Source organism: Brevundimonas sp., assembly GCF_035561115.1.
Taxonomy (GTDB): domain Bacteria; phylum Pseudomonadota; class Alphaproteobacteria; order Caulobacterales; family Caulobacteraceae; genus Brevundimonas.
Map to the genome: position 1 here is coordinate 1 of NZ_DATMYH010000010.1, position 18,663 is coordinate 18,663.

An 18,663-nucleotide genomic window follows, 5' to 3' on the forward strand; every position below is an offset into this window, starting at 1 on the left:
GCTGGACGGCAAGGGTGAAACCGCCCTGGCCCGCCCGACCGCCGACGGCGTGCGCGAGCCCCTCAACCGTCGCGCCACCATCGGCATCAACTTCCGCTAAACACGGAAGGCCGATCGGCCAGACAACAAAGCCGCCGGTCCTCGAAAGAGGGCCGGCGGTTTTTGCTTGGGGGCTGAGGGTGGCCAAAACGCCGGCTGCTCGCTATCCCGACGACTGTTTCAACGGGATGAGCTTCGATGCGCGTGGCGATGATCGGTACCGGCTATGTGGGGCTGGTCTCAGGAGCCTGTTTCGCAGACTTCGGCCATGAGGTCGTCTGCGTCGACAAGGACCCGTCCAAGATCGGACGGCTGGAACGCGGCGAGATCCCCATCTTCGAACCGGGCCTGGACGATCTGGTCGAGGCCAATGTGCGCGGCGGGCGGCTGTCGTTCGCGCTGGACGGCGCGGCGGCGATCTGCGCGGCGGACGCGGTCTTCATCGCGGTGGGAACGCCGTCGCGACGCGGCGACGGTCACGCGGATCTTTCCTATGTCTACGCCGCCGCCGAGGAGATCGCCGGCCTGATCGAAGGCTTCACCGTGGTGGTGACCAAATCCACCGTGCCGGTGGGGACGGGCGACGAGATCGAACGCATCATTCGCGAGCGTCGGCCCGACGCTGACTTTGCGGTCGTGTCGAATCCGGAGTTCCTGCGCGAAGGCGCCGCCATCGAGGACTTCAAACGGCCGGACCGGGTCGTGGTCGGAACGGACGACGAGCGCGCCCAGGCGGTGATGCGCGAACTGTACCGCCCGCTGAACCTCAACGAGACGCCGATCCTGTTCACCGGGCGGCGCACGTCCGAACTGATCAAATATGCGGCGAACGCCTTCCTGGCGATGAAGATCACCTTCATCAACGAGATGGCGGATCTGTGCGAGGCGGTGGGGGCCGACGTGCAGCAGGTCGCGCGCGGCATCGGCCTGGACAAGCGGATCGGCGCCAAATTCCTCCACGCAGGGCCCGGCTACGGCGGATCCTGCTTTCCCAAGGACACCCTGGCCCTGGTGCGGACGGCGATCGACGCCGGCGCCCCGGTCCGGCTGATCGAGACGACGGTCCAGATCAATGACGCGCGCAAGAAGGCCATGGCCGGCAGGGTGGCGGCCGCGATGGGCGGCGACCTGAAGGGCAAGACGGTGGCCTTGCTGGGCCTGACCTTCAAGCCGAACACCGACGACATGCGCGACGCGCCGTCCCTGGACGTCGCCCCCGCCCTGATCGCCATGGGCGCGACGGTCCAGGCTTTCGACCCCGAAGGCATGCACGAGGCCGCCAGACTGCTGGACGGCGTGGTGTTCAAGGAGGGCCCCTACGAGGCCGTGGAGGGCGCGCACGCGGTCGTCATCCTGACCGAGTGGGACCAGTTCCGCGCCCTGGATCTGGACCGGGTCAGGCTGCTGTTGCGCGAACCGGTGATGGTCGATCTGAGGAACATCTACCGGCCCGAGGATATGCGCGCCCGCGGGTTCCGCTACGCCTCGATCGGGCGGGCCTAATCCTGGCGAAAGCCGACACGGGTGAGGACGGGTGGTTCCGCCGCCGCAGCCTCGGTCCGGGGCGCCAGGGTGCGGCCGGCGCCGATGACCACGGTCGCCGTCAGCACCGCCGAGACCGCGGCGATGGCGGCCAGCTTCACGCCGTCGGCGAATTCCTGATGGTTCGGGCGCAAGCGATTCCCCCGCAGCGAGTGCGGATCGTATCGAGCATCTCGCGTGCCCCTCCGCAAGTCACGGAACGGTGTGCCCCGAAAAAAGGGACGGCGCCGGGGCCCCGTCCCCTGGTTCCGGGATGCGCTATCGCTAGCCGCGGAACGGGCGGATCAGAATCTCGACCCGGCGGTTCTGCGCCTTGCCTTCGGCCGTGGCGTTCGAGGCGATCGGAGCGCTTTCCCCGCGGCCGTCGACGTACAGCCGGTCGGCCAGGACGTTGCGGCTGACGAGGGCCTGGGCCACCGACGAGGCGCGCTGGCGCGAGAGGTTCAGGTTGTAGTCGTCGGCGCCGTCGGAGTCGGCATGGCCGACGATATCGATGATCGACTGGTCGTAACGGTTCAGCACCGCCGCGACGTCATCCAGCGTGGCGTTGAAGCGCGGGGTGATGCTCGACTGGTTGGAGGCGAAGGTGACATCCGACGGCATGCGCAGGACCAGATTGTCGCCCTGACGCGCGACGCCGACGCCCGAGCCGGACAGTTCGGCCTCAAGCTCGCGCTGCTGGCGGTCCATATAGGCGCCGACCGCGGCGCCGCCGAGAGCGCCGATGCCGGCGCCGATCAGGGCGTTCTTGCGGCCTTGCTCGGAGTTGGAGGTGTTGGTCAGATAACCCAGCACCGCGCCTCCCAGGGCGCCGGCGATCGCGCCAGTGGCGGTGTTGTTGCGCCGGGGAGCCGAGCTGTAGGGATCGGTGGTGGTGCAGGCGGCGCCGCCCAGCAGGATGGCGATGCTGGCGCCGGTGAGGAGAAGCTTGCTGCGCATGGGAAGTGTCCTTTGTCGTGAAATCGGTCTGCCGCCGAAACGTCGGCTTACGGTGAAGGTTCCGACCTGTACGGCGGATGAACGTCGCACGCCCCGGCTTTGCCAAGGCCGCGGGTTAGGGCGTAAGGAACCGACACACCGATCCAGTGAGGCCCTGCCGTGAGCGCGACCCTGACCCCCGAAACCGCCCCGACCGCCAGGCGCGCCATCGAGCCGGTGTCGATGAAGCTGTACGACGCCGACTTCCAGGCGTTTGCGGACAGGCTGGGGACGTCGTTCAAACGCTATGGCTTCGCCGTCATCGCCGACCATGGCCTGGACGAAGGGGTTATCGAGGCGGCCGTCGCCGACACCAAGGCCTTTTTCGCCCTGCCCGAGGAAACCAAGCGCAAATACCACCAGCCGGGCACGGGCGGGGCGCGCGGCCTGACCCCGTTCGGCGTCGAGGCGGCCAAGGGCGCGGCGACGGTCGATCTGAAGGAATTCTGGCACGTCGGGCGCGAGCTGCCGGAGGGCCATCCGTATCGTAAATACATGCGCGACAACGTCTGGCCGACCGAGGTCGAGGGTTTCCGGTCGCATCTGTACGGCATGTTCACGGCAATGGACGCCCTGGGGGCGAAAATCCTGCGCGCTATCGCCCGCTACCTGAAGCTGGGCGACGACTTCTTTGAGGACAAGGTCGATATGGGCAACAGCATCCTGCGGATGCTGCACTATCCGCCTGTGCCGGCCGGGGCGTCGGGCGTGCGGGCCGGGGCGCATGAGGACATCAATGTCATCACCCTGTTGCTGGGGGCCGAGGAGGCCGGCCTGCAACTGAAGGACGCCGACGGCGAATGGCTGGACATCGCGCCGCCGCCGGGGGCGCTGGTGGTCAATATCGGCGACATGCTGCAGCGGCTGACCAACCATGTCCTGCCGTCGACCAGCCACCGGGTGATCAATCCAGCGCCGGAGCGGGCCAGCTTCGCCCGCTATTCCACGCCCTTCTTCCTGCATTTCAACCCGGACTTCGTGATCGAGACCTTGCCCGGCATGGTCAGTCCGGAGAATCCCGACCGCTACGCCGGCAAGGCGATCATGGCCGAGGATTTCCTGACCGAACGGTTGAGGGAAATCCGGCTGATCTGAGCGAAGCGCGGGTGCGGCGTCGATGACGCCGCACCGCCTGTGCTACTTCGAGATTCGTAGCTGGGTGATGTCCCGGCCGATGGCGGCGAAGGCCTCCGACAGGGCGCCGCCGCTGGCCGGCAGATAGAAGTTCGCCGGCGTCGAGGCGCAGCTCTGCAGCATGTTGGCGGCGTTGCCGCCCGCGGTGATCTGGAAGCCGACGGTGTAGACCAGCACCCCCTGGTTCTTCATCGCCGTGCACATCGCAATGCCCTGGGCGAACGGATCGCCGTTGTCGGCCGCGCAATCGATCTTCTCGGAGTTGCTCCCCGAGCCCGAGCCTGCGTCGCGCGAGATCACGCCCGAGCAGTACGGAGTGTTGAACTCCCCGTCGGTCATGATGATCACGGCCTTCAGGGTTTGGGCGGTGTTGTAGGCCGCCGCGCCGTTCGAGGGCCACAGGGAGTTGAAGTTGGGGGACAGCATGTACCAGCCCCAGCCGATGCCGATCTGGCCGGCGGTCGATCCTTCGACGGCATAGCTGTCGATGCTGGTCTTCAGCGCGGACTTGTTGCTGGACAGGGGCTGGATGGGGGCATTGAGGCAGGGATTGGACGCGCCGGGGTAGTTGCGTCCGACCCGGGCCCCGCCGGAGGGGGCGGCGTCGGTATAGGCCTGCGCTCCGGTGCGCTCCGTCACACAGTCGCTGATCCGGTGGGTCTGGAGATCGCCATACATGTTCTCGAAGGCGTACCAGGTGCAGCCCTGCTGGGCGCACCAGGCCGAACCGCCCGAGGTGTAGGGGGTCAGGGCGGTGGCGTTCGGATCGATGGTGAAGGTGTTGGTGGTGACGTTGCCGACGAGGAAGGTCCCGTTGTTGATCTGGGTCATCCCGCCGACGCCGGTGATGTGGACGTAGTCGTTATTGACCATCCCATGACCGTTTGAGGTGATGGTGATCGAGCAGTCGTTGTTCTGGCACTTCCGCACCTTGGCGTTGCCGGTATAGCCCCCGTACCACCAGCCGTTCACCTGGGACCCGCCGACGGTGTAGAGCTGGAACGTGTCGTTGGTCTTGTTCCTGACCCGGAAGGCCTTGTTGTTGAGCTGGGTCATGCCCGTCGCGCCGGTGATCCAGACGATGTCGTCGTTGACGAAGCCGTGGCCGGTCGAGGTGATCACGATCGGCGAGCCGTTGGTCGCGCCGGTGATCGACATCTCCGTTCCGGTCAGATTGATGACCGCGCCGGAGATCGCGGTCGAGCCGATCGGCGCGCCGCGCACCGTGTCGGCGCGGGATCCGAGGTTGACGCCCATCGAATAGGGCACCAGCGCCAGCCTGGAGTAGTAGGGGGTCTGGATCGGCTGGACGACGACATCGACCAGTTCCTTGGCTGCGGTCCTGAGGTCGATAATGCGCTGCCCCGCCATGGAGCCGGTGACGTCCAGAACCAGGGCCACCTCGATGTTTCGGGACGACCGGTTGACCTCGGAATGGGCGCCCACCGGCAGATAATCGTCCATGAACTTGCCGTACGGCGGCAGGAAGATGTTGGCGACGAGGGTCTTCACATCGACCTTGGAATTGGCGATCACGACGTCGTCGGTCAGCACGAAGCTGGTGTCCGCCTCACGCAGGGTGATGTTCGGATAGGCCTTGAGGTTGGCCCGCAGGGAAGCAAGGCCGACCCGTTGAAGGTCAGTATTGGCCGTATAGGGCGAGCGGGCGGCGGCGAGGGCCGCGGCGTCGAGGGCGTCCTGCAGGTTCACCCGCACGGTCGAGGCGCGGTGGATGTCCACCCCGCCGACCGTCATCAGGATCAGCACCGGCAGGCTGAGGCCGAACAGCATGGCGACGTTGCCGCGCGCGTCGTCGCCCAGGCGGCGGGCGAAGGCGCGCAGGCTGCGGCCCGCGCCGTTCATCCAGGTTTTCAGCCCCATCGCCGCATCCGCCGCTGGCCGCGGGCGAAAGTCGCCCACGCTCATCCGGCGAAAGATGAACCAGGCCGGTTAAGAGAAGGTCCAACGCCGACGGTTAACGAAACCGCGGGTCAGCGAACCGGTCAGGCCTCCCAACCGCAGTCCTTGCCGCGGTTCCGGGCGGTCAGCCACGCGTTCAACGGGGCGAAATAGTCCGCCACGGCCGAGGCGTCATTGCCCGTTTCGCCCGTGAAGGCCTGCATGGCCTCGGGCCAGGGGCGCGACTGTCCCATCTCCATCATGGCGTTGAAACGCTCGCCGACCGCCGCATTGCCGTAGATCGAGCAGCGATGCAGCGGTCCGGTCCATCCGGCCTGCTTGCAGGCGGCCCGGTGGAACTGGAACTGGTAGATGTGGGCCAGGAAGTAGCGGGTGTACGGCGTGTTGCCGGGGATATGATATTTCGCGCCGGGGTCGAAGGCGTTGGCGGGACGTGGTCCGGGCGGAACCAGGCCCTGATATTTCAACATGTTGGCCGACCATGCGTCGTTGTATTCCGCCGGCCCGGTCTCGCCGTTGAAAACGCCCCAGCGCCAGCGGTCGACCATGAGGCCGAAGGGCAGGAAGGCGATCTTGTCGAGCGCCATCTTGAGCAGGAAGGGGATGTCCTCCTCCTCGCCGGGCACGGTCTGCAGCAGGCCGATCTGGTTCAGATAGGTGGGAGTCAGGGCCGAGAGGCCGACGAAGTCGCCGATCGCCTCGTGGAAGCCGTCGTTCGCGCCGTTCTTGAACAGGAAGGGCTGATCCTTGTAGGCGCGCTGGTAGTAGTTGTGCCCCAGCTCGTGATGGACCGTGTAGAAGTCGTCGCCGTTCACCTGGGTGCACATCTTGATGCGGATGTCGTCGGCGTTGTCCAGGTCCCAGGCCGAGGCGTGGCAGACCACCTCGCGGTCGCGCGGCCGGGTGATCATCGACCGCTCCCAGAAGGTCTCCGGCAGCTCGGGCAGACCCATGGAGACGTAGAATCCCTCGCCGGTCTCGACCATTTTTTTCGCGTCATAGTTCGAGGCGACCAGCCGCTCGGTCAGGTCGTAGCTGGACGCGCCGCCCTGGGCCGGGGCGACCACGTCATAGATATTGCCCCATTGCTGCGACCACATATTGCCCAGCAGATCGGCGCGGATAGGCCCGCTGTCTGGCTGGACCGCGTCGCCGTATTTCGCGTTCAGCTGGCCGCGCACATAGCAGTGCAGGTTCTCGTAGAATGGCTTGACCTGGGTCCACAGCCGATCGGTCTCGGCGGCGAAGGCGTCCGGCTCCATGTCGTATCCGGCGCGCCACATGGCCCCGGTGTCGGCGAAGCCCAGCTCGCGCGCGCCCTCGTTGGCGATCTCCACCATGCGGGCGTAGTCGGGGGCCATGACCGGCGAAATGGTGCGCCAGCCTTCGTACAGGGCCCTGGTCTCGGCCGGGTCACGGCTTTCGGCCAGCAGGACCTCGGCCTCGTCGAGGGTGATCTGGCGGCCCTTGAACTCGAACTTGCCGACCGAATAGGTCGAGTCCAGGCGGGTGGTGATGTCGGCCAGTTCGCCGGCGGCGCCGGGGCGGTTCGGGGCCGGCAGGACGATGCCCAGACGCAGCAGGTTCAGCTTGCGGCGGACGTCTTCAGGGACCTGGACGTCGTTGAAGCGGGCCGCGCCGTTGGCCAGTTCGACCTGAAGCTCGGTGTATTCGGCGTTGATCTTGCTCTCGAGCCACATGGTGTCGTGGGTGATGTTGGTGGCGCGCGTCCACTGGATGCGGGCGGCCTCTTCGCTGAGGGCGGCGAGGCGGGTCTCGGCGTCGGCGACGAAGGCGGTCGCGCCTTCGGCTGTGGCGGGCTGCTGTTCGTCATCAGCGGCAGGCATAGCAGCCGCGGCCTCTTCCATCGCGTCGAGCCGCGCCTCGTCTCCCGAGCTCCACTCGCCGTCCAGAACCGTGACGCAACCGGCGCTCCCGATCGCAAGGGCGCAGACGGCGGCGGCGGTCATCAGGGTGCGTTTCATGAGCTTCCTCCGGGCGCGGTTTCGTCCGCGTCGTTCGGGCGGCAGGTGAAGGGAGCGGAGCCGTGGCGTCAAGCCTCGCCGTCAGCCCAGGACGCAGGACGCCAGACCGTCATTGCGGACCGTGCCCATGGCCGCCTGGATGCGCGAAGTGCGGCGGCGCACGTAGGGGCCGGGGCTGGCCGCGCTGTAGCGACGGGGACTCGGCAGGATGGCGGCCAGGCGCGCGGCCTCGCGGGCGGTGAGATCGTCCGCCGACTTGCCGAACCAGTGCTGCGCCGCCGCCTCGGCGCCGTAGACGCCGGGGGCCCATTCGGCGACGTTCAGATAGACCTCCATGATCCGGCGCTTGCCCCAGACGGTCTCGATGGCGACCGTGTAGCCGGCCTCCAGCCCCTTGCGGATCCAGTCGCGGCCCGGCCACAGGAAGGCGTTCTTGGCGGTCTGCTGGCTGATGGTCGAGCCGCCGCGGATGCGGGCGCCGCCCCGCTTCTCCGACCGGGCGTTGGCCTTCAGCGCCCTTTCGATCGCCTTCATGTCGAAGCCGCGGTGCGCGCAGAAGGTGGCGTCCTCGGACGCGATCACGGCCTGCACCAGCCGGGGAGAGATGTCGTCCAGCGATCGCCAGCGATAATCCCGGCCCTCGCCCTCGATCAGACGGGTGGTCATCAGGAAGGTGGCGGGGATGGGAATGAACCGCTGCAGCACCAGGCCGCTGGAGCCTAGCAGGAGCAACAGCAGGAACAGGGTCAGCAGAGGCCGGCCCTTCTTCACGGTCTTGGCCAGCCCCGACATGGACGGATGGTGGCGCGGGAGGCGATGGCGGGCAAGCGCGATCAGAGAGTCGAGACCCCCGCCTGTCCGTCCTCGTCGGCCCAGGCCACCCGCGTGGCGTCGGCGCTCATGGCCAGGGCGGTGATCGGCGCGCCCCGCTCGGCCTTGAGGAAGTTCAGGCCCTGACCGGCCGGATCGGCCAGCCAGACCCGGCCGTCGTTCAGGCCCGCGGCCAGCAGGCCGTGCTTCGGCTGTGACGCGACCAGCGCGACCAGACTGCCTTCGTCGAAGCCGATCTCGGTGGCTTCGCGGCCCATCGGGCCGTTGGCGCCGACGAAGGGCCACAGCACCGCGCCCTGGGCGCCCGAGGTGGCCAGCAGCTGGCCGTTGGACAGGAAGCTCATGGCCCGGACCTTGGACGGATAGCCGCCCATGCGCAGGTTTTTCTGATCCTTCAGCCGCCAGCCGTGCAACTGGGCGTCCTGCATGGCGGTGACCACGAAGGCGCCGTCGGGCGAGAAGGTCACGGCCGTATGCGAGCCGGCCCATTTGAGAAAGGTCGGCTTCTGCTGGGCGATGCGGGCGAACCACAGGGCCGCGCCGCCATAGGTCGACGCAGCGATACGTCGGCCTTTCGGCTCGAAGGCGACGCCCGAGACGGTGCGTTCATGCTGGAAGTCGCGGCGGAAGGCGGCGTCCTTCGCGTCGATGACCGTCAGGGTCCTGCCGGCCGAAAAGGCGATCAGGCCGCTTTCCGCCGAGGCGTCGACGGCGTCGATCCACTGGCCCTTGGCCGTGGCCAGGACGCCGGCCTCGCCGCGGCGGTGCCAGATCAGGCGGCCGTCGTCGCCGCCCGTGAGCACGCCGTCGCCGGACGGGTGGGCCACGGCGCACAGGATGGCGCCGTCATGGGCGGCGCTGAACTCGCCGCCCTCGAACCGGACGGAGCCGTCGCCGAGGGCGAAGATGGCCCCGGTGTTGTCGAAGACGGCGGCGGTGATCTGGGCGTCGAAGGTGAAGGTGGGCATCAACTCTATATTCCGCTCATCCCCGCGAAGGCGGGGACCCAGTTCTGTGGGCGACCGGTATCACCGAGTCCGTATTGAAATCGATCCCGCGCACCCTGCCTCACGAAAGCGCTGGGTCCCCGCCTTCGCGGGGATGCACGGATTTCAGGCCGCGCAGGCCTCGAATCCGGCCTTCAGCGCAGCCTCGTCCAGATCGCGGCCGATGAAGACGGCGCGGGACCAGCGGCGCTCGTTGGCGCCCCACGGCTTTTGCAGGTCGCCCTCCAGGATCATGTGCACGGCCTGGAAGACCAGACGGCGGTCCTCGCCGTTGACGTCGATGATGCCCTTGGCGCGCAGGATGTTCTGCCCCTGCTCGCCCAGCAGCCGGTCGAGCCAGGCGGTGAATTTCGTCCCGTCCATCGGCCGTTCCAGCGACAGGGAAATCCCCTTGATGTCGTCCTCGTGCGCGTGGCCCCTCGCTCCCGAAGATTGGGCGCCGTGGGCATGGTCGTGGCCGTGATGCGCGTGATCGTGGTCGTGGTGGTCGTGACCGCAGTGTTCGTCGTGAACGTGGCCCGCCTCTCCGTGGCCGGGGTTGGCGAACTCGGGATTGATGTCGAGTATCCGGCCCAGGTCGAAGCCGCCGAGGCCCAGCACCTGGTCCAGCGGCACATTGGCGCGCTCGGCGCGGGTGATGGGGGCCAGCGGATTGAGCCGGCGCAGCCGCGCCTCGACCTCGACCAGCTCGGCCTCGGTGACCAGGTCCGTCTTGTTGAGGATGATGCGGTCGGCGAAGGCGACCTGCTCGCGCGCCTCCTTCGAATCGTCCAGCCGGGCCATGACGTGTTTGGCGTCGACCAGGGCGGTGACGCTGTCCAGCTGGGTCTTGGCCTTGACGTCCTCGTCGACGAAGAAGGTCTGGGCCACCGGTCCGGGGTCGGCGAGGCCCGTGGTCTCGACGATGATGGCGTCGAACGCCGGCTTGCCCGGGCGCTGGCGCTTCATCAGGCCGGCGACGACGCGGATCAGGTCGCCGCGCACGGTGCAGCAGACGCAGCCGTTGTTCATCTCGAACACGTCCTCGTCGGCGCCGACGACCAGGTCGTTGTCGATGCCGATCTCGCCGAACTCGTTGACGATGACGGCGTAGCGCTTGCCGTGGTCCTCGGTGAGGATGCGGTTCAGCAGGGTGGTCTTGCCGGCGCCGAGATAGCCGGTGAGCACGGTGACGGGAATCTTGTCTGTCATGGAAGGCCTTTCGGCGGCTGAGATAGTCAGCCCGGGCGCGAGATGAAAGAGACTTAACTTGCAGAAGGACGGAAGCGTGGCTGGAGTCCCGGCTTTCGAAAGGAGCCGCCATGCTGATCAGCCTCGCCCTGTCCCTGCTCGCTGCCGACCCCGGCTGCGACGCCGCCTTCGACACGCTCAGGAACGCCAATGCGGTCGAGTCGGGCTACGCCGCCCACGTCGGCTTCGTCCGGGCGCGTATCGGGGAGACGGGCGAGCCGGTGTGGCTGCTGCTGGACACCGGGGCGAACCGTTCGGCGCTGGATGCGGCGTTCGCCGCCCGGGCCGGCCTGCCGGTGCTGGACCGGAGCCAGGTCGAGGGCTCGGCCGGGGTGATCGAGGCGGGCGGCACGCGGGTGGAGAACCTCAGGCTGGGCGGGCTGACATTGCCGGTCATAGAACCGACGACCTCGGACCTCAGCGGACTGCAAGGCCCGGGCGGCGAACCGGCCGTGGGAATCCTGGGCTCGGACGCCCTGTCCGGACTGGTGGTCACCCTCGATTTCGCCGGCGGCCGGATCGCCGTGGCGGCGCCGTCGGAGGCGGCCCTGCGGGCGGCCGGCTGCGGGCGCGTCGTGGCCACGCACGACGACAACGGCATATTGCGGCTGGACGCAGTTATCGACGGCCACGCCTTGCCGCTGCGCTATGATTCCGGAGCGGGGCTGTTCGAGGATCCTCACGTCTGGATCAACCTGAGCCAGGGCCAGTGGGCGCAGGTGCGCGGCGAGCGGCCGGAGACGGCCCCGATCGCCACCCTGGGCGGCAGCGGAACGGGCGGGTCTCTCAGCCTGCCGGTCCATCTCGGCGAGCGGCTTGAGATCGGCCCGCTGGCCTGGGACGCGCCGCGCCTTATCGTCCAGCCGCAGCAGGGCTATTTCGCGCGTCCCGAGGCGGTGGGCTTTGTCGGCAACGCCCTGTTCTGGTCGCGGGGGACGGTGGTGATCGACTATCCCGGCCATCGGCTGATTCTGCCACCCGCTGACTGAGGCGGTCAGCAGGCGGGGCAGTCCGCCAGCGGTTCCGCCTCCAGCTGCAGGGTGGCGTGGCCGATGCCGAAGCGGGTGCGGACCATGGCGTGGGCCTCTGTGAGCAGGTTCCCGGCGTCGCCGCGCTCGTGGCACAGGTGGGCCGTCAGGGCTGTCTCGGTCGTCGACAGGCCCCAGACGTGCAGGTCGTGCACGGCGGTGACCCCGGGCAGGTCGAGGAAGGCGGCGCGGATCGCCTCGACGTCCACGCCGCGCGGGGCCGCGTCGAGCGCCAGATTGACGGAATCCTTCAGCAGGCCCCAGGTCCCGATCAGGATGACGGCGACGATGCCCAGACTGACCAGGGGATCGATGATGGACCATCCGGTGAGCATGATCACCGCGCCCGCGATCACCACACCGATCGAGACGGCGGCGTCGGCCATCATGTGCAGATAGGCCCCCTTGGCGTTCAGATCGCTGTGCTGGTCGCGCATGAACATCAGGGCCGTGCCCAGATTGATGACGAAGCCGATCGCGGCGACAGCCATGATCAGGCCGGACATGACCGGGGCCGGCTCGGCCAGACGGCGCACGGCCTCGAAGGCGATGGCTCCGCAGGCGAAGATCAGCAGCAGGCCGTTGGCGAGGGCGGCCAGCACCGTCGCCTTGCCGTAGCCATAGGTGTTTTGCGAGCCGCTGGCCCGCCGCGCCAGCCAGGCCGCGCCGCCGGCCATGGCCAGGCCCAGCACGTCGGACAGGTTATGGCCCGCGTCGGCCATCAGGGCGGTGGAGCCGCTGAACAGACCGGCCCCGAACTCGACGCCGACAAAGGCCAGATTGACGACCAGACCGACGGCGTAGCGCCAGTCGCCTGTGTCCACCGGCCCGTGATGGCCGCCGGAACCATGGCTGTGTCCATGGCCATGGTCGTGATGATCGTCGTGGGTGCCGTGGGCGTGCGCCATGCGGCTATCCTTAGTGCTGACGCAGGACGACGAGAAGACCGATCAGGATCAGGGCCAGACCGAGGATCACGCCCTCGTAACGGGCCCAGCGCTCCAGCTTCAGCACGGACCATCCGGCGCGTGCCAGAACGGTGAACAGGGCCATGCCCGACACCGTCCCGGCCGCGAAGGCCAGGGTCAGGGCCGCAAGGACCAGCGGCCCCTCGGTCGCCTGTGACAGATAGATGGGCAGCAACACCTCGCCCGGGGACACGGCCATCATCGCCACCAGGCCCCAGAAGGCGGCGGCGTGCGAGACGGTGGGCTCCGACAGGGCCAGCGCCGGGCCGCCGGCCATGATCGCCGGGCGCAGAAGGGCGCGGCCAAGGTAGAAGGCGCCGAACAGGAACAGCAGGCCGGCCGACAGGCCCGGCAGCACCCCCGAAATCCACTGATCCATGGCCAGGCCGGCGGCGACGATCAGACCGCCGACGGCCGCGGTGGCGGCGATATGGGCCAGGCCTGCCGCAACCACCACGCCGAGGACCTGGGGCAGGATCCAGCGCTGACCTCGTCCGACGAGGACGAAAGGCAACCAGTGGGTCGGCAAGGCCGCATGCAGGAAGGATGTGGCGAAGCCCGCCCCGAGCAGGGACAGGAGGACAGGTTGCTGGAGATCGGCCGGCGTCATCTTCGCCGTCATAGAGTGTTATCTTATAACAGTCGAGAGCCGGGTCTCATTTGGCTGCGCCGCACGGCCGATCCTCGTTTTTTCGCCCGTCCGCGTTGACTCGGACACCCCTCTGCGTCTATGTCGCCGCTCTTCGCCCGAGGGGGTCCCCCGTCGGGCTTATTCTTTTTGCGTTTCGCTGAGGCTTCAACATGTACGCGGTGATCAAGACCGGCGGCAAACAGTACCGGGTTCAGCCGGGCGACGTCATCGTGGTCGAGAAGCTCGACGGCGATGTCGGTTCGAACGTCTCGTTCGGCGACGTGCTGATGCTGGGCGGCGACAAGGGCGTGACCTTGGGCGCTCCCCTGATCGCGGGCGCCGCGGTCGCCGCGACCCTGGTCGAGACCCGCAAGGGCGAGAAGATCAAGATCTTCAAGAAGACCCGCCGTCAGGGCTATCGCCGCACCAACGGCCATCGCCAGATGGAAACCGTGCTGCGCATCACCGGCATCGACGGCGCCGGCGAAAAGGCCAAGTGGGACGGCGAAACCTCGCTGATGACCAAGGCCGAGATGAACCTGCGCGCTCGCGGCCTCGCCCCGCGCGTCGAGGAAACCGAAGCCAAGCCGGTGAAGGCCAAGGCCGCCGCCGCTCCGAAGACGGAAGCCAAGGCGGCTCCGGCCAAGAAGGCTGCGGCTCCGAAAGCCGCCGCCACCGAAACCAAAGCTGCTCCCGCCAAGAAGGCCCCCGCCAAGAAGGCGGACAAGGCCGGCGACGAAGCGTAATATCAGTACGAGAACGGGAGCAGACCTATGGCTCACAAGAAATCCGGTGGTTCGTCGCGTAACGGTCGCGACTCTCACTCCAAGCGCCTCGGCGTGAAGAAGTTCGGCGGCGAGAACGTTCTGGCCGGCAACATCCTCGTGCGCCAGCGCGGCACCACCTTCCACCCGGGCGACAACGTCGGCCTGGGCCGCGACCACACCCTGTTCGCGACCGCCCACGGCGCCGTCAAATTCACCAAGAAGGCGAACGGCCGTTGTTACGTGTCGATTCTTCCGGCCAACGCCGACATGCCGATGGCCGCCGAGTAGCGCAGACCGACTGACACCCGGATCGCGCAAGGCTCGAGAGCCGCGATCCGGACCAGGGAAATATTTCCGCGGGGAGTCTGGATCACCAGGCTCCCCGTTTTCGTTTCCCCGCCTCGACGCCGCCCGAGCCCTCCAAGGAGGCGGCAGATCGAACGAGGCCGAGTCGTGTGCGTGATTGAACCCTCTCCCGTCGTCGAGACGCGGCGCCTGGCCCTGCGGTCCCCGGGGGCCCAGGACATCAGCCGTCTGGCGACCCTCGCCAACGATCCGGACGTGGCGCGCATGACCCTGCGCATGCCGCACCCCTTCGGCCTCGCCGATGCGGAGGCCTTCGTGCTGCAGGTCGCGGTGCAGGATCCCGCCCGCGCGCGCACCTTCCTGATCGAGCATGAGGACCACGGCGCCGTCGGAGTCATCGGCCTGTTCGAGGACAAGGATCCGGCGCCCGAGGTCGGATACTGGATCGCACGGCCGTTCTGGGGCCGGGGCTACGCCACCGAAGCGCTGCAGGCGGCCACGGTCTGGGCGTCGAAGGCGTGGAGGCGTCGCGCGCTGATGGCCGGGCATTTCACCGACAATCCGGCGTCGGGCCGGGTGCTGGAGAAGGCCGGCTTCCTCTACACGGGCGAGGTCCGCAAGGGCTTCAGCCGCGCGCGCAACGCCGAGGCCGAAACGCGGAGAATGGTCTGGCTGCCTTGATCGGACTCACATATCCGCTCATCCCGGCGAAAGCCGGGACCCAGTGCTTTGGGTGATGCAGCGGCGCCGACGATCCGCGCTCGCCAAGTCCTGAAACACCGGCGTCAAGCTGGACAGAACTGGGTCCCGGCTTTCGCCGGGATGAGCGGAATCAGAAATCAGCCGAAAAGCGTGGGGCCGAAGACGGCCGCCATGGCGATGGCTCCACCGGCGACGGCCACGACGGCGCCGGCGATGAAGGCCGCCCAGGTGCGGGCGGCGCGTTTGCGCCGCAGCCCCGAGGTCTTGACTGATCGCAGCATGACGCCGGGCTTGGGTCCGAAGACTTCCGAGCCGGAAATATTGTGCTGGGACATGAACGCGCTCCCTGATCCACCGCCCCGTGCGGGTCAGGGAGACCGAAGCGGTCCTGAAAAGGCGAAACGATGGCGAACGGCGGTCATCCACTGATCCGTGATCGGATGAACGGCTTTCACCGAACGCCTTATCCGCACCAGATCAGGCGACCGCTGTAAGCGCGATAGTAGCCTGTGTGCGGATTGTACGAGCGATGATTGGCCCGGCACCAGTCGGCCCGGCTGCCGTACGAGCCATGGGAGCCATAGCTGCGTCCGCCCGCGGGATAGACCAGATCCGGCCGGCCATAGGCGCCGTACCAGGCGGCGCCGCCCTGGCTGTAGCCGCGGGCTGAACCGTAACCGCGATAGCGGGTGGAATGGCCGTGGCCGCCGTATCCCTCGCCATAGCCATAGCCATAGCCATAGCCATAGCCGTCGCGTCCGTAGCCGGCCAGCTGCCGATAGTCGCTGCGGGCCTGCGGGCTGACACGGCGGCGCTGGTCGCGCCATCCGGCCCCGCAGTCGGTGCGGTTCGCATCCCAGAAGGCGTCGCAGCGATAGTCGCCGGGCCGGTCCAGCTGGCTGCGCCAGTCGAAGCTGGAAGGCGTGGCGTTCCAGTCGCTGCGCCGGCTGTAGCCATAGCCGTCATGCTCTCCGTAGCCGCTGTAGCTGTAGCGGCTGTCGTAGGTCCCGCCCCAGGTCTGGGCGGCGGCCGGGGCGGCGGCGACCATCAGACCGGCGGTCACAAGAAGGGCGAAACGGCGCATGGTTAACTCTCCGAAGCGGCCAGTTACGCGGCCCCAAAGACGACAGGCACTGGAGACTGCGGGACCTAGAGGACGACGGCGACCCGTCCGCCGCGCGTCGAGACATGGCGCATGAGAACGATGCGGTCGCCGCCGGCGCTGACGGGGGTGATTACAAACCAGTTGCCGTCCGGCAAGTTGTCGAACTGGAAGCGGTTGTCCTCGCACGAGGTCTGACGAACGAAGGAGCGGTAGTCGGCGTTGGGGTCGGCCACGGTGCGGGCGCGTACGACGGCCTCGGGAATCGCGGCGCGGGTCGTCGATCCGTACAGGGTCTGGAACCGGGCGCGCGTATAGGGGGTGTCTGGCGTGAGCGCCACGGAGGTGCAGGTGAAGGCCCGGCCCTCGCGGCGGTAATCGACGCGGCCGTCGATCGAGGCGCGGCCCGGCCGGGCGGACCATGCGAAGTCATCGGCGCGGAAGGCGCTGGACGAAGGGCCCGGGCCCGGGCCCGGGCCGCCCGGCGACACGGTTTCACACGCCGCCAGGGAGGCGGCCACGGCGGCGATGACGATCAGGTGACGGGCAGACATGGCTCTCTCCGTGGACGCGCGGGTCGAACGTCGCGATCAGACGCTCAACGCCGGCATAAGGTCAAGGTTGCGAGGCGTTCGGCTGTGGGCCAAAAGCGCGCATCAACCCGGCGCAGACCGGGTATAGGGATCGCTCATGACAGTCACGTTTGACGATATTCTGGCGGCGCGCGACCGCATCGCCGGCCAGGTGGACCGGACGCCCACGCGCTATTCCCGCCGGCTGTCGCAGCTGACCGGGGCCGAAATCTGGATCAAGTTCGACAATCTGCATTTCACCGGCAGCTTCAAGGAGCGGGGGGCCCTGAACCGGCTGCTGCAGCTGACGCCGGATGAGCGCAAACGCGGCGTGGTGGCGGCCTCGGCGGGCAACCACGCCCAGGCGCTGGCGTATCACGGGGCCCGGCTGGGCGTGCCGGTGACCATCGTCATGCCCGAGGGCACCCCCTTCGTGAAGGCGGACGGCACCCGGGCCCACGGCGCGACCGTGGTGATCAAGGGCCTGGACTTCACCGGTTCGACCGAAGAGGCGCACCGCCTGCGCGACGCAGAGGGCATGGTCTTCGTCTCGGCCTTCGACGACGAGGGCATCATCGCCGGCCAGGGCGTCTGCGGCCTGGAATTCATGGAGGACGCGCCCGATCTCGACGCGCTGATCATTCCGATCGGCGGCGGCGGATTGATCGCCGGCACAGCCATCGCGGCCAAGGCGATGAAGCCCTCGATCCGCATCTTCGGCGTCGAGGCCGCCATGTATCCGTCCTATACGGCGCGGCGCGAGGGCCGCCCGTCCGTATGCGGCGGCCAGACCATCGCCGAGGGGATCGCCATCAAGGCCGTGGGCGAGATCCCCTTCGCCCTGGCCGATCCGCTGATCGAGGACGTGCTGGTCGTCGACGAGGCCGATTTCGAGAAGGGCGTCGCCTTTCTGGCCATGATGGAAAAGACGGTGGCCGAGGGCGCCGGCGCCGGCGGGCTGGCGGCTCTGCTGGCCTGGCCCGACAAGTTCAGGGGCCTGAAGGTGGGCATCGAGCTGACCGGTGGAAACATCGATTCGCGCATGCTGGCCGTTGTCCTGAACCGCGAACTGGTGCGTGAGAAGAAGATGGTGGTCTACCGCATCCTGGGCGACGACCGGCCCGGCATGCTGTCGAAGATGAGCGCCGTCATCGGGGGCGCGGGCGGCAATATCATCGATGTGGTGCACAACCGGCTGGCGCTCGACGTGCCGGCCAAGGGCGCGGAGTTCGACATCATGGTCGAGACGCGCGGCGAAACCCACGCCAACGAGATCAGACTTGGACTGGAAGAGGCGGGCTATGCATTACGGATGGGCTAGGGGCGTCGCGGCGCTGTCGATGGCGGCGCTGCTGGCCGGGCCTCTGGCCGCCTGCAATCGCGAACCGGCCACGCCGGACGAAAGCGCGGCGCAGAATCTGCGCGCCGCCGAGTTCTTCCTGTCGTCGAACGCCAGGGCCGAGGGCGTCAAATCCCTGCCATCGGGCGTGCAGTACAAGGTGATCCGGTCCGGCCCGCCCGGCGGCGAGACGCCGGACCGCAACGATCTGGTCCGGGTCGACTACGAGGGCACGCTGACGGACGGCACGGTGTTCGACAGCTCGTTCCAGTCGGGCCAGCCCGCGGTGTTCACGGTCGGCGACGTCGTGCCGGGCTGGACCGAGGCGTTGCAGCACATGCGGGTCGGCGACGAATGGCTGGTCTATGTGCCGCCGGCGCAGGGTTATGGCGAGCAGGGCCGGCCGGGCATTCCGGCCAATGCGGTGATGGTGTTCCGGATCAAGCTGCTGGACATCGCCCGGGCCCCGGGCGGCGAACGCGGCGGCGCGGTCGCCCAGGGCTAGATGTGATTCTCCCTCCCTCTTGCGGGGAGGGTGGTCGCGCAGCGACCGGGTGGGGAGGGCTGGCGACGCGAGCCCTG

At 68.0% G+C, this 18,663-nt stretch carries 21 protein-coding genes; 9 read left to right on the forward strand and 12 right to left on the reverse strand.

The window, feature by feature from the left end; translation table 11 throughout:
• Window positions 1-100 (forward strand): hypothetical protein (locus VN378_RS00955; protein ID WP_325740175.1); only part of this gene is annotated, 100 nt, incomplete at its 5' end.
• Between the two features lie 137 nt (window positions 101-237).
• Entirely contained in the window at window positions 238-1,542 is a 1,305-nt protein-coding gene (locus tag VN378_RS00960; RefSeq protein ID WP_325740094.1) for a UDP-glucose/GDP-mannose dehydrogenase family protein, read from the forward strand.
• Here VN378_RS00960 and VN378_RS00965 read toward each other — a convergent pair.
• The gene (locus VN378_RS00965; protein WP_325740096.1) at window positions 1,539-1,715 is read right to left on the reverse strand and encodes a hypothetical protein; all 177 of its coding nucleotides are present in this window, start codon (window positions 1,713-1,715) and stop codon (window positions 1,539-1,541) included. The genes VN378_RS00960 and VN378_RS00965 overlap by 4 nt on opposite strands.
• Before the next feature lie 130 nt (window positions 1,716-1,845).
• Window positions 1,846-2,520 (reverse strand): OmpA family protein, encoded by a 675-nt coding sequence (locus VN378_RS00970; RefSeq protein WP_325740098.1) that lies wholly within the window; start codon window positions 2,518-2,520, stop codon window positions 1,846-1,848.
• A gap of 222 nt (window positions 2,521-2,742) precedes the next feature.
• Here VN378_RS00970 and VN378_RS00975 point away from each other — a divergent pair, with 222 nt between their 5' ends.
• Window positions 2,743-3,654 (forward strand): isopenicillin N synthase family dioxygenase, encoded by a 912-nt coding sequence (locus VN378_RS00975; RefSeq protein WP_325740177.1) that lies wholly within the window; start codon window positions 2,743-2,745, stop codon window positions 3,652-3,654.
• A 42-nt stretch (window positions 3,655-3,696) separates the two neighbouring features.
• Here VN378_RS00975 and VN378_RS00980 read toward each other — a convergent pair whose 3' ends face one another.
• The 5 genes from VN378_RS00980 to VN378_RS01000 all read right to left on the reverse strand — a co-directional run bounded on the left by VN378_RS00980 (window position 3,697) and on the right by VN378_RS01000 (window position 10,627).
• Window positions 3,697-5,574, reverse strand: coding sequence for a ubiquitin-activating E1 FCCH domain-containing protein (locus VN378_RS00980; RefSeq protein ID WP_325740100.1), 1,878 nt, complete (start codon window positions 5,572-5,574; stop codon window positions 3,697-3,699).
• Window positions 5,575-5,696: 122 nt separating this feature from the next.
• Window positions 5,697-7,598: a M2 family metallopeptidase gene (locus VN378_RS00985; RefSeq protein ID WP_325740102.1), complete on the reverse strand. Its 1,902-nt coding sequence runs from the start codon at window positions 7,596-7,598 to the stop codon at window positions 5,697-5,699.
• An 81-nt stretch (window positions 7,599-7,679) separates the two neighbouring features.
• Entirely contained in the window at window positions 7,680-8,390 is a 711-nt protein-coding gene (mtgA, locus tag VN378_RS00990; RefSeq protein WP_325740104.1) for a monofunctional biosynthetic peptidoglycan transglycosylase, read from the reverse strand.
• A 41-nt stretch (window positions 8,391-8,431) separates the two neighbouring features.
• The gene (locus VN378_RS00995) at window positions 8,432-9,397 is read right to left on the reverse strand and encodes a WD40 repeat domain-containing protein (protein WP_325740106.1); all 966 of its coding nucleotides are present in this window, start codon (window positions 9,395-9,397) and stop codon (window positions 8,432-8,434) included.
• A 144-nt stretch (window positions 9,398-9,541) separates the two neighbouring features.
• Window positions 9,542-10,627: a GTP-binding protein gene (locus VN378_RS01000; protein WP_325740108.1), complete on the reverse strand. Its 1,086-nt coding sequence runs from the start codon at window positions 10,625-10,627 to the stop codon at window positions 9,542-9,544.
• A gap of 110 nt (window positions 10,628-10,737) precedes the next feature.
• Here VN378_RS01000 and VN378_RS01005 point away from each other — a divergent pair, with 110 nt between their 5' ends.
• A complete protein-coding gene (locus tag VN378_RS01005) occupies window positions 10,738-11,655 on the forward strand; it encodes a retropepsin-like aspartic protease (RefSeq protein WP_325740110.1) in 918 nt (305 codons plus the stop codon).
• A gap of 5 nt (window positions 11,656-11,660) precedes the next feature.
• On the opposite strand, the gene VN378_RS01010 is transcribed toward VN378_RS01005, so the two are convergent.
• Both VN378_RS01010 and VN378_RS01015 read right to left on the reverse strand, forming a co-directional pair.
• Window positions 11,661-12,602, reverse strand: coding sequence for a cation diffusion facilitator family transporter (locus tag VN378_RS01010; protein ID WP_325740112.1), 942 nt, complete (start codon window positions 12,600-12,602; stop codon window positions 11,661-11,663).
• A gap of 10 nt (window positions 12,603-12,612) precedes the next feature.
• A complete protein-coding gene (locus tag VN378_RS01015) occupies window positions 12,613-13,284 on the reverse strand; it encodes a hypothetical protein (protein WP_325740114.1) in 672 nt (223 codons plus the stop codon).
• Between the two features lie 179 nt (window positions 13,285-13,463).
• On the opposite strand from VN378_RS01015, the gene rplU reads away from it, so the two are divergent.
• The 3 genes from rplU to VN378_RS01030 all read left to right on the forward strand — a co-directional run bounded on the left by rplU (window position 13,464) and on the right by VN378_RS01030 (window position 15,047).
• Window positions 13,464-14,039 carry a 50S ribosomal protein L21 gene (gene rplU, locus VN378_RS01020; protein ID WP_325740116.1) on the forward strand — a complete coding sequence of 192 codons (576 nt, stop codon included), beginning with the start codon at window positions 13,464-13,466 and terminating at the stop codon, window positions 14,037-14,039.
• A gap of 27 nt (window positions 14,040-14,066) precedes the next feature.
• Window positions 14,067-14,348, forward strand: a complete 282-nt coding sequence (gene rpmA / locus VN378_RS01025; protein WP_325740118.1) for a 50S ribosomal protein L27 — start codon at window positions 14,067-14,069, stop codon at window positions 14,346-14,348.
• A gap of 165 nt (window positions 14,349-14,513) precedes the next feature.
• Window positions 14,514-15,047: a GNAT family N-acetyltransferase gene (locus VN378_RS01030; protein ID WP_414642198.1), complete on the forward strand. Its 534-nt coding sequence runs from the start codon at window positions 14,514-14,516 to the stop codon at window positions 15,045-15,047.
• Between the two features lie 158 nt (window positions 15,048-15,205).
• On the opposite strand, the gene VN378_RS01035 is transcribed toward VN378_RS01030, so the two are convergent.
• From VN378_RS01035 to VN378_RS01045, 3 genes are all read right to left on the reverse strand, one after another.
• Window positions 15,206-15,403: a hypothetical protein gene (locus tag VN378_RS01035; protein ID WP_055831216.1), complete on the reverse strand. Its 198-nt coding sequence runs from the start codon at window positions 15,401-15,403 to the stop codon at window positions 15,206-15,208.
• Between the two features lie 128 nt (window positions 15,404-15,531).
• The gene (locus VN378_RS01040) at window positions 15,532-16,152 is read right to left on the reverse strand and encodes a hypothetical protein (protein ID WP_325740125.1); all 621 of its coding nucleotides are present in this window, start codon (window positions 16,150-16,152) and stop codon (window positions 15,532-15,534) included.
• Between the two features lie 65 nt (window positions 16,153-16,217).
• Entirely contained in the window at window positions 16,218-16,724 is a 507-nt protein-coding gene (locus tag VN378_RS01045) for a hypothetical protein (protein WP_325740126.1), read from the reverse strand.
• Between the two features lie 136 nt (window positions 16,725-16,860).
• Between VN378_RS01045 and VN378_RS01050 the strand changes: the two genes are divergently transcribed.
• Entirely contained in the window at window positions 16,861-18,063 is a 1,203-nt protein-coding gene (locus VN378_RS01050; protein WP_325740127.1) for a threonine ammonia-lyase, read from the forward strand.
• On the forward strand, window positions 18,044-18,586 hold the full coding sequence (locus tag VN378_RS01055; RefSeq protein WP_325740129.1) for an FKBP-type peptidyl-prolyl cis-trans isomerase: 543 nt from the start codon (window positions 18,044-18,046) through the stop codon (window positions 18,584-18,586). Before VN378_RS01050 ends, VN378_RS01055 begins: the two co-directional genes overlap by 20 nt.
• Window positions 18,587-18,663 lie beyond the last annotated feature (77 nt).

Excerpts from the sequence above, each read along its gene's own strand:
- VN378_RS00960 (WP_325740094.1), top strand. The coding sequence starts at position 238 with ATGCGCGTGGCGATGATCGGTACCGGCTATGTGGGGCTGGTCTCAGGA.
- VN378_RS00970 (WP_325740098.1), bottom strand. The coding sequence starts at position 2,520 with ATGCGCAGCAAGCTTCTCCTCACCGGCGCCAGCATCGCCATCCTGCTG.
- VN378_RS00975 (WP_325740177.1), top strand. The coding sequence starts at position 2,743 with ATGAAGCTGTACGACGCCGACTTCCAGGCGTTTGCGGACAGGCTGGGG.
- VN378_RS00980 (WP_325740100.1), bottom strand. The coding sequence starts at position 5,574 with ATGGGGCTGAAAACCTGGATGAACGGCGCGGGCCGCAGCCTGCGCGCC.
- VN378_RS00985 (WP_325740102.1), bottom strand. The coding sequence starts at position 7,598 with ATGAAACGCACCCTGATGACCGCCGCCGCCGTCTGCGCCCTTGCGATC.
- mtgA (WP_325740104.1), bottom strand. The coding sequence starts at position 8,390 with ATGTCGGGGCTGGCCAAGACCGTGAAGAAGGGCCGGCCTCTGCTGACC.
- VN378_RS00995 (WP_325740106.1), bottom strand. The coding sequence starts at position 9,397 with ATGCCCACCTTCACCTTCGACGCCCAGATCACCGCCGCCGTCTTCGAC.
- VN378_RS01000 (WP_325740108.1), bottom strand. The coding sequence starts at position 10,627 with ATGACAGACAAGATTCCCGTCACCGTGCTCACCGGCTATCTCGGCGCC.
- VN378_RS01005 (WP_325740110.1), top strand. The coding sequence starts at position 10,738 with ATGCTGATCAGCCTCGCCCTGTCCCTGCTCGCTGCCGACCCCGGCTGC.
- VN378_RS01010 (WP_325740112.1), bottom strand. The coding sequence starts at position 12,602 with ATGGCGCACGCCCACGGCACCCACGACGATCATCACGACCATGGCCAT.
- VN378_RS01015 (WP_325740114.1), bottom strand. The coding sequence starts at position 13,284 with ATGACGGCGAAGATGACGCCGGCCGATCTCCAGCAACCTGTCCTCCTG.
- rplU (WP_325740116.1), top strand. The coding sequence starts at position 13,464 with ATGTACGCGGTGATCAAGACCGGCGGCAAACAGTACCGGGTTCAGCCG.
- rpmA (WP_325740118.1), top strand. The coding sequence starts at position 14,067 with ATGGCTCACAAGAAATCCGGTGGTTCGTCGCGTAACGGTCGCGACTCT.
- VN378_RS01035 (WP_055831216.1), bottom strand. The coding sequence starts at position 15,403 with ATGTCCCAGCACAATATTTCCGGCTCGGAAGTCTTCGGACCCAAGCCC.
- VN378_RS01040 (WP_325740125.1), bottom strand. The coding sequence starts at position 16,152 with ATGCGCCGTTTCGCCCTTCTTGTGACCGCCGGTCTGATGGTCGCCGCC.
- VN378_RS01045 (WP_325740126.1), bottom strand. The coding sequence starts at position 16,724 with ATGTCTGCCCGTCACCTGATCGTCATCGCCGCCGTGGCCGCCTCCCTG.
- VN378_RS01050 (WP_325740127.1), top strand. The coding sequence starts at position 16,861 with ATGACAGTCACGTTTGACGATATTCTGGCGGCGCGCGACCGCATCGCC.
- VN378_RS01055 (WP_325740129.1), top strand. The coding sequence starts at position 18,044 with ATGCATTACGGATGGGCTAGGGGCGTCGCGGCGCTGTCGATGGCGGCG.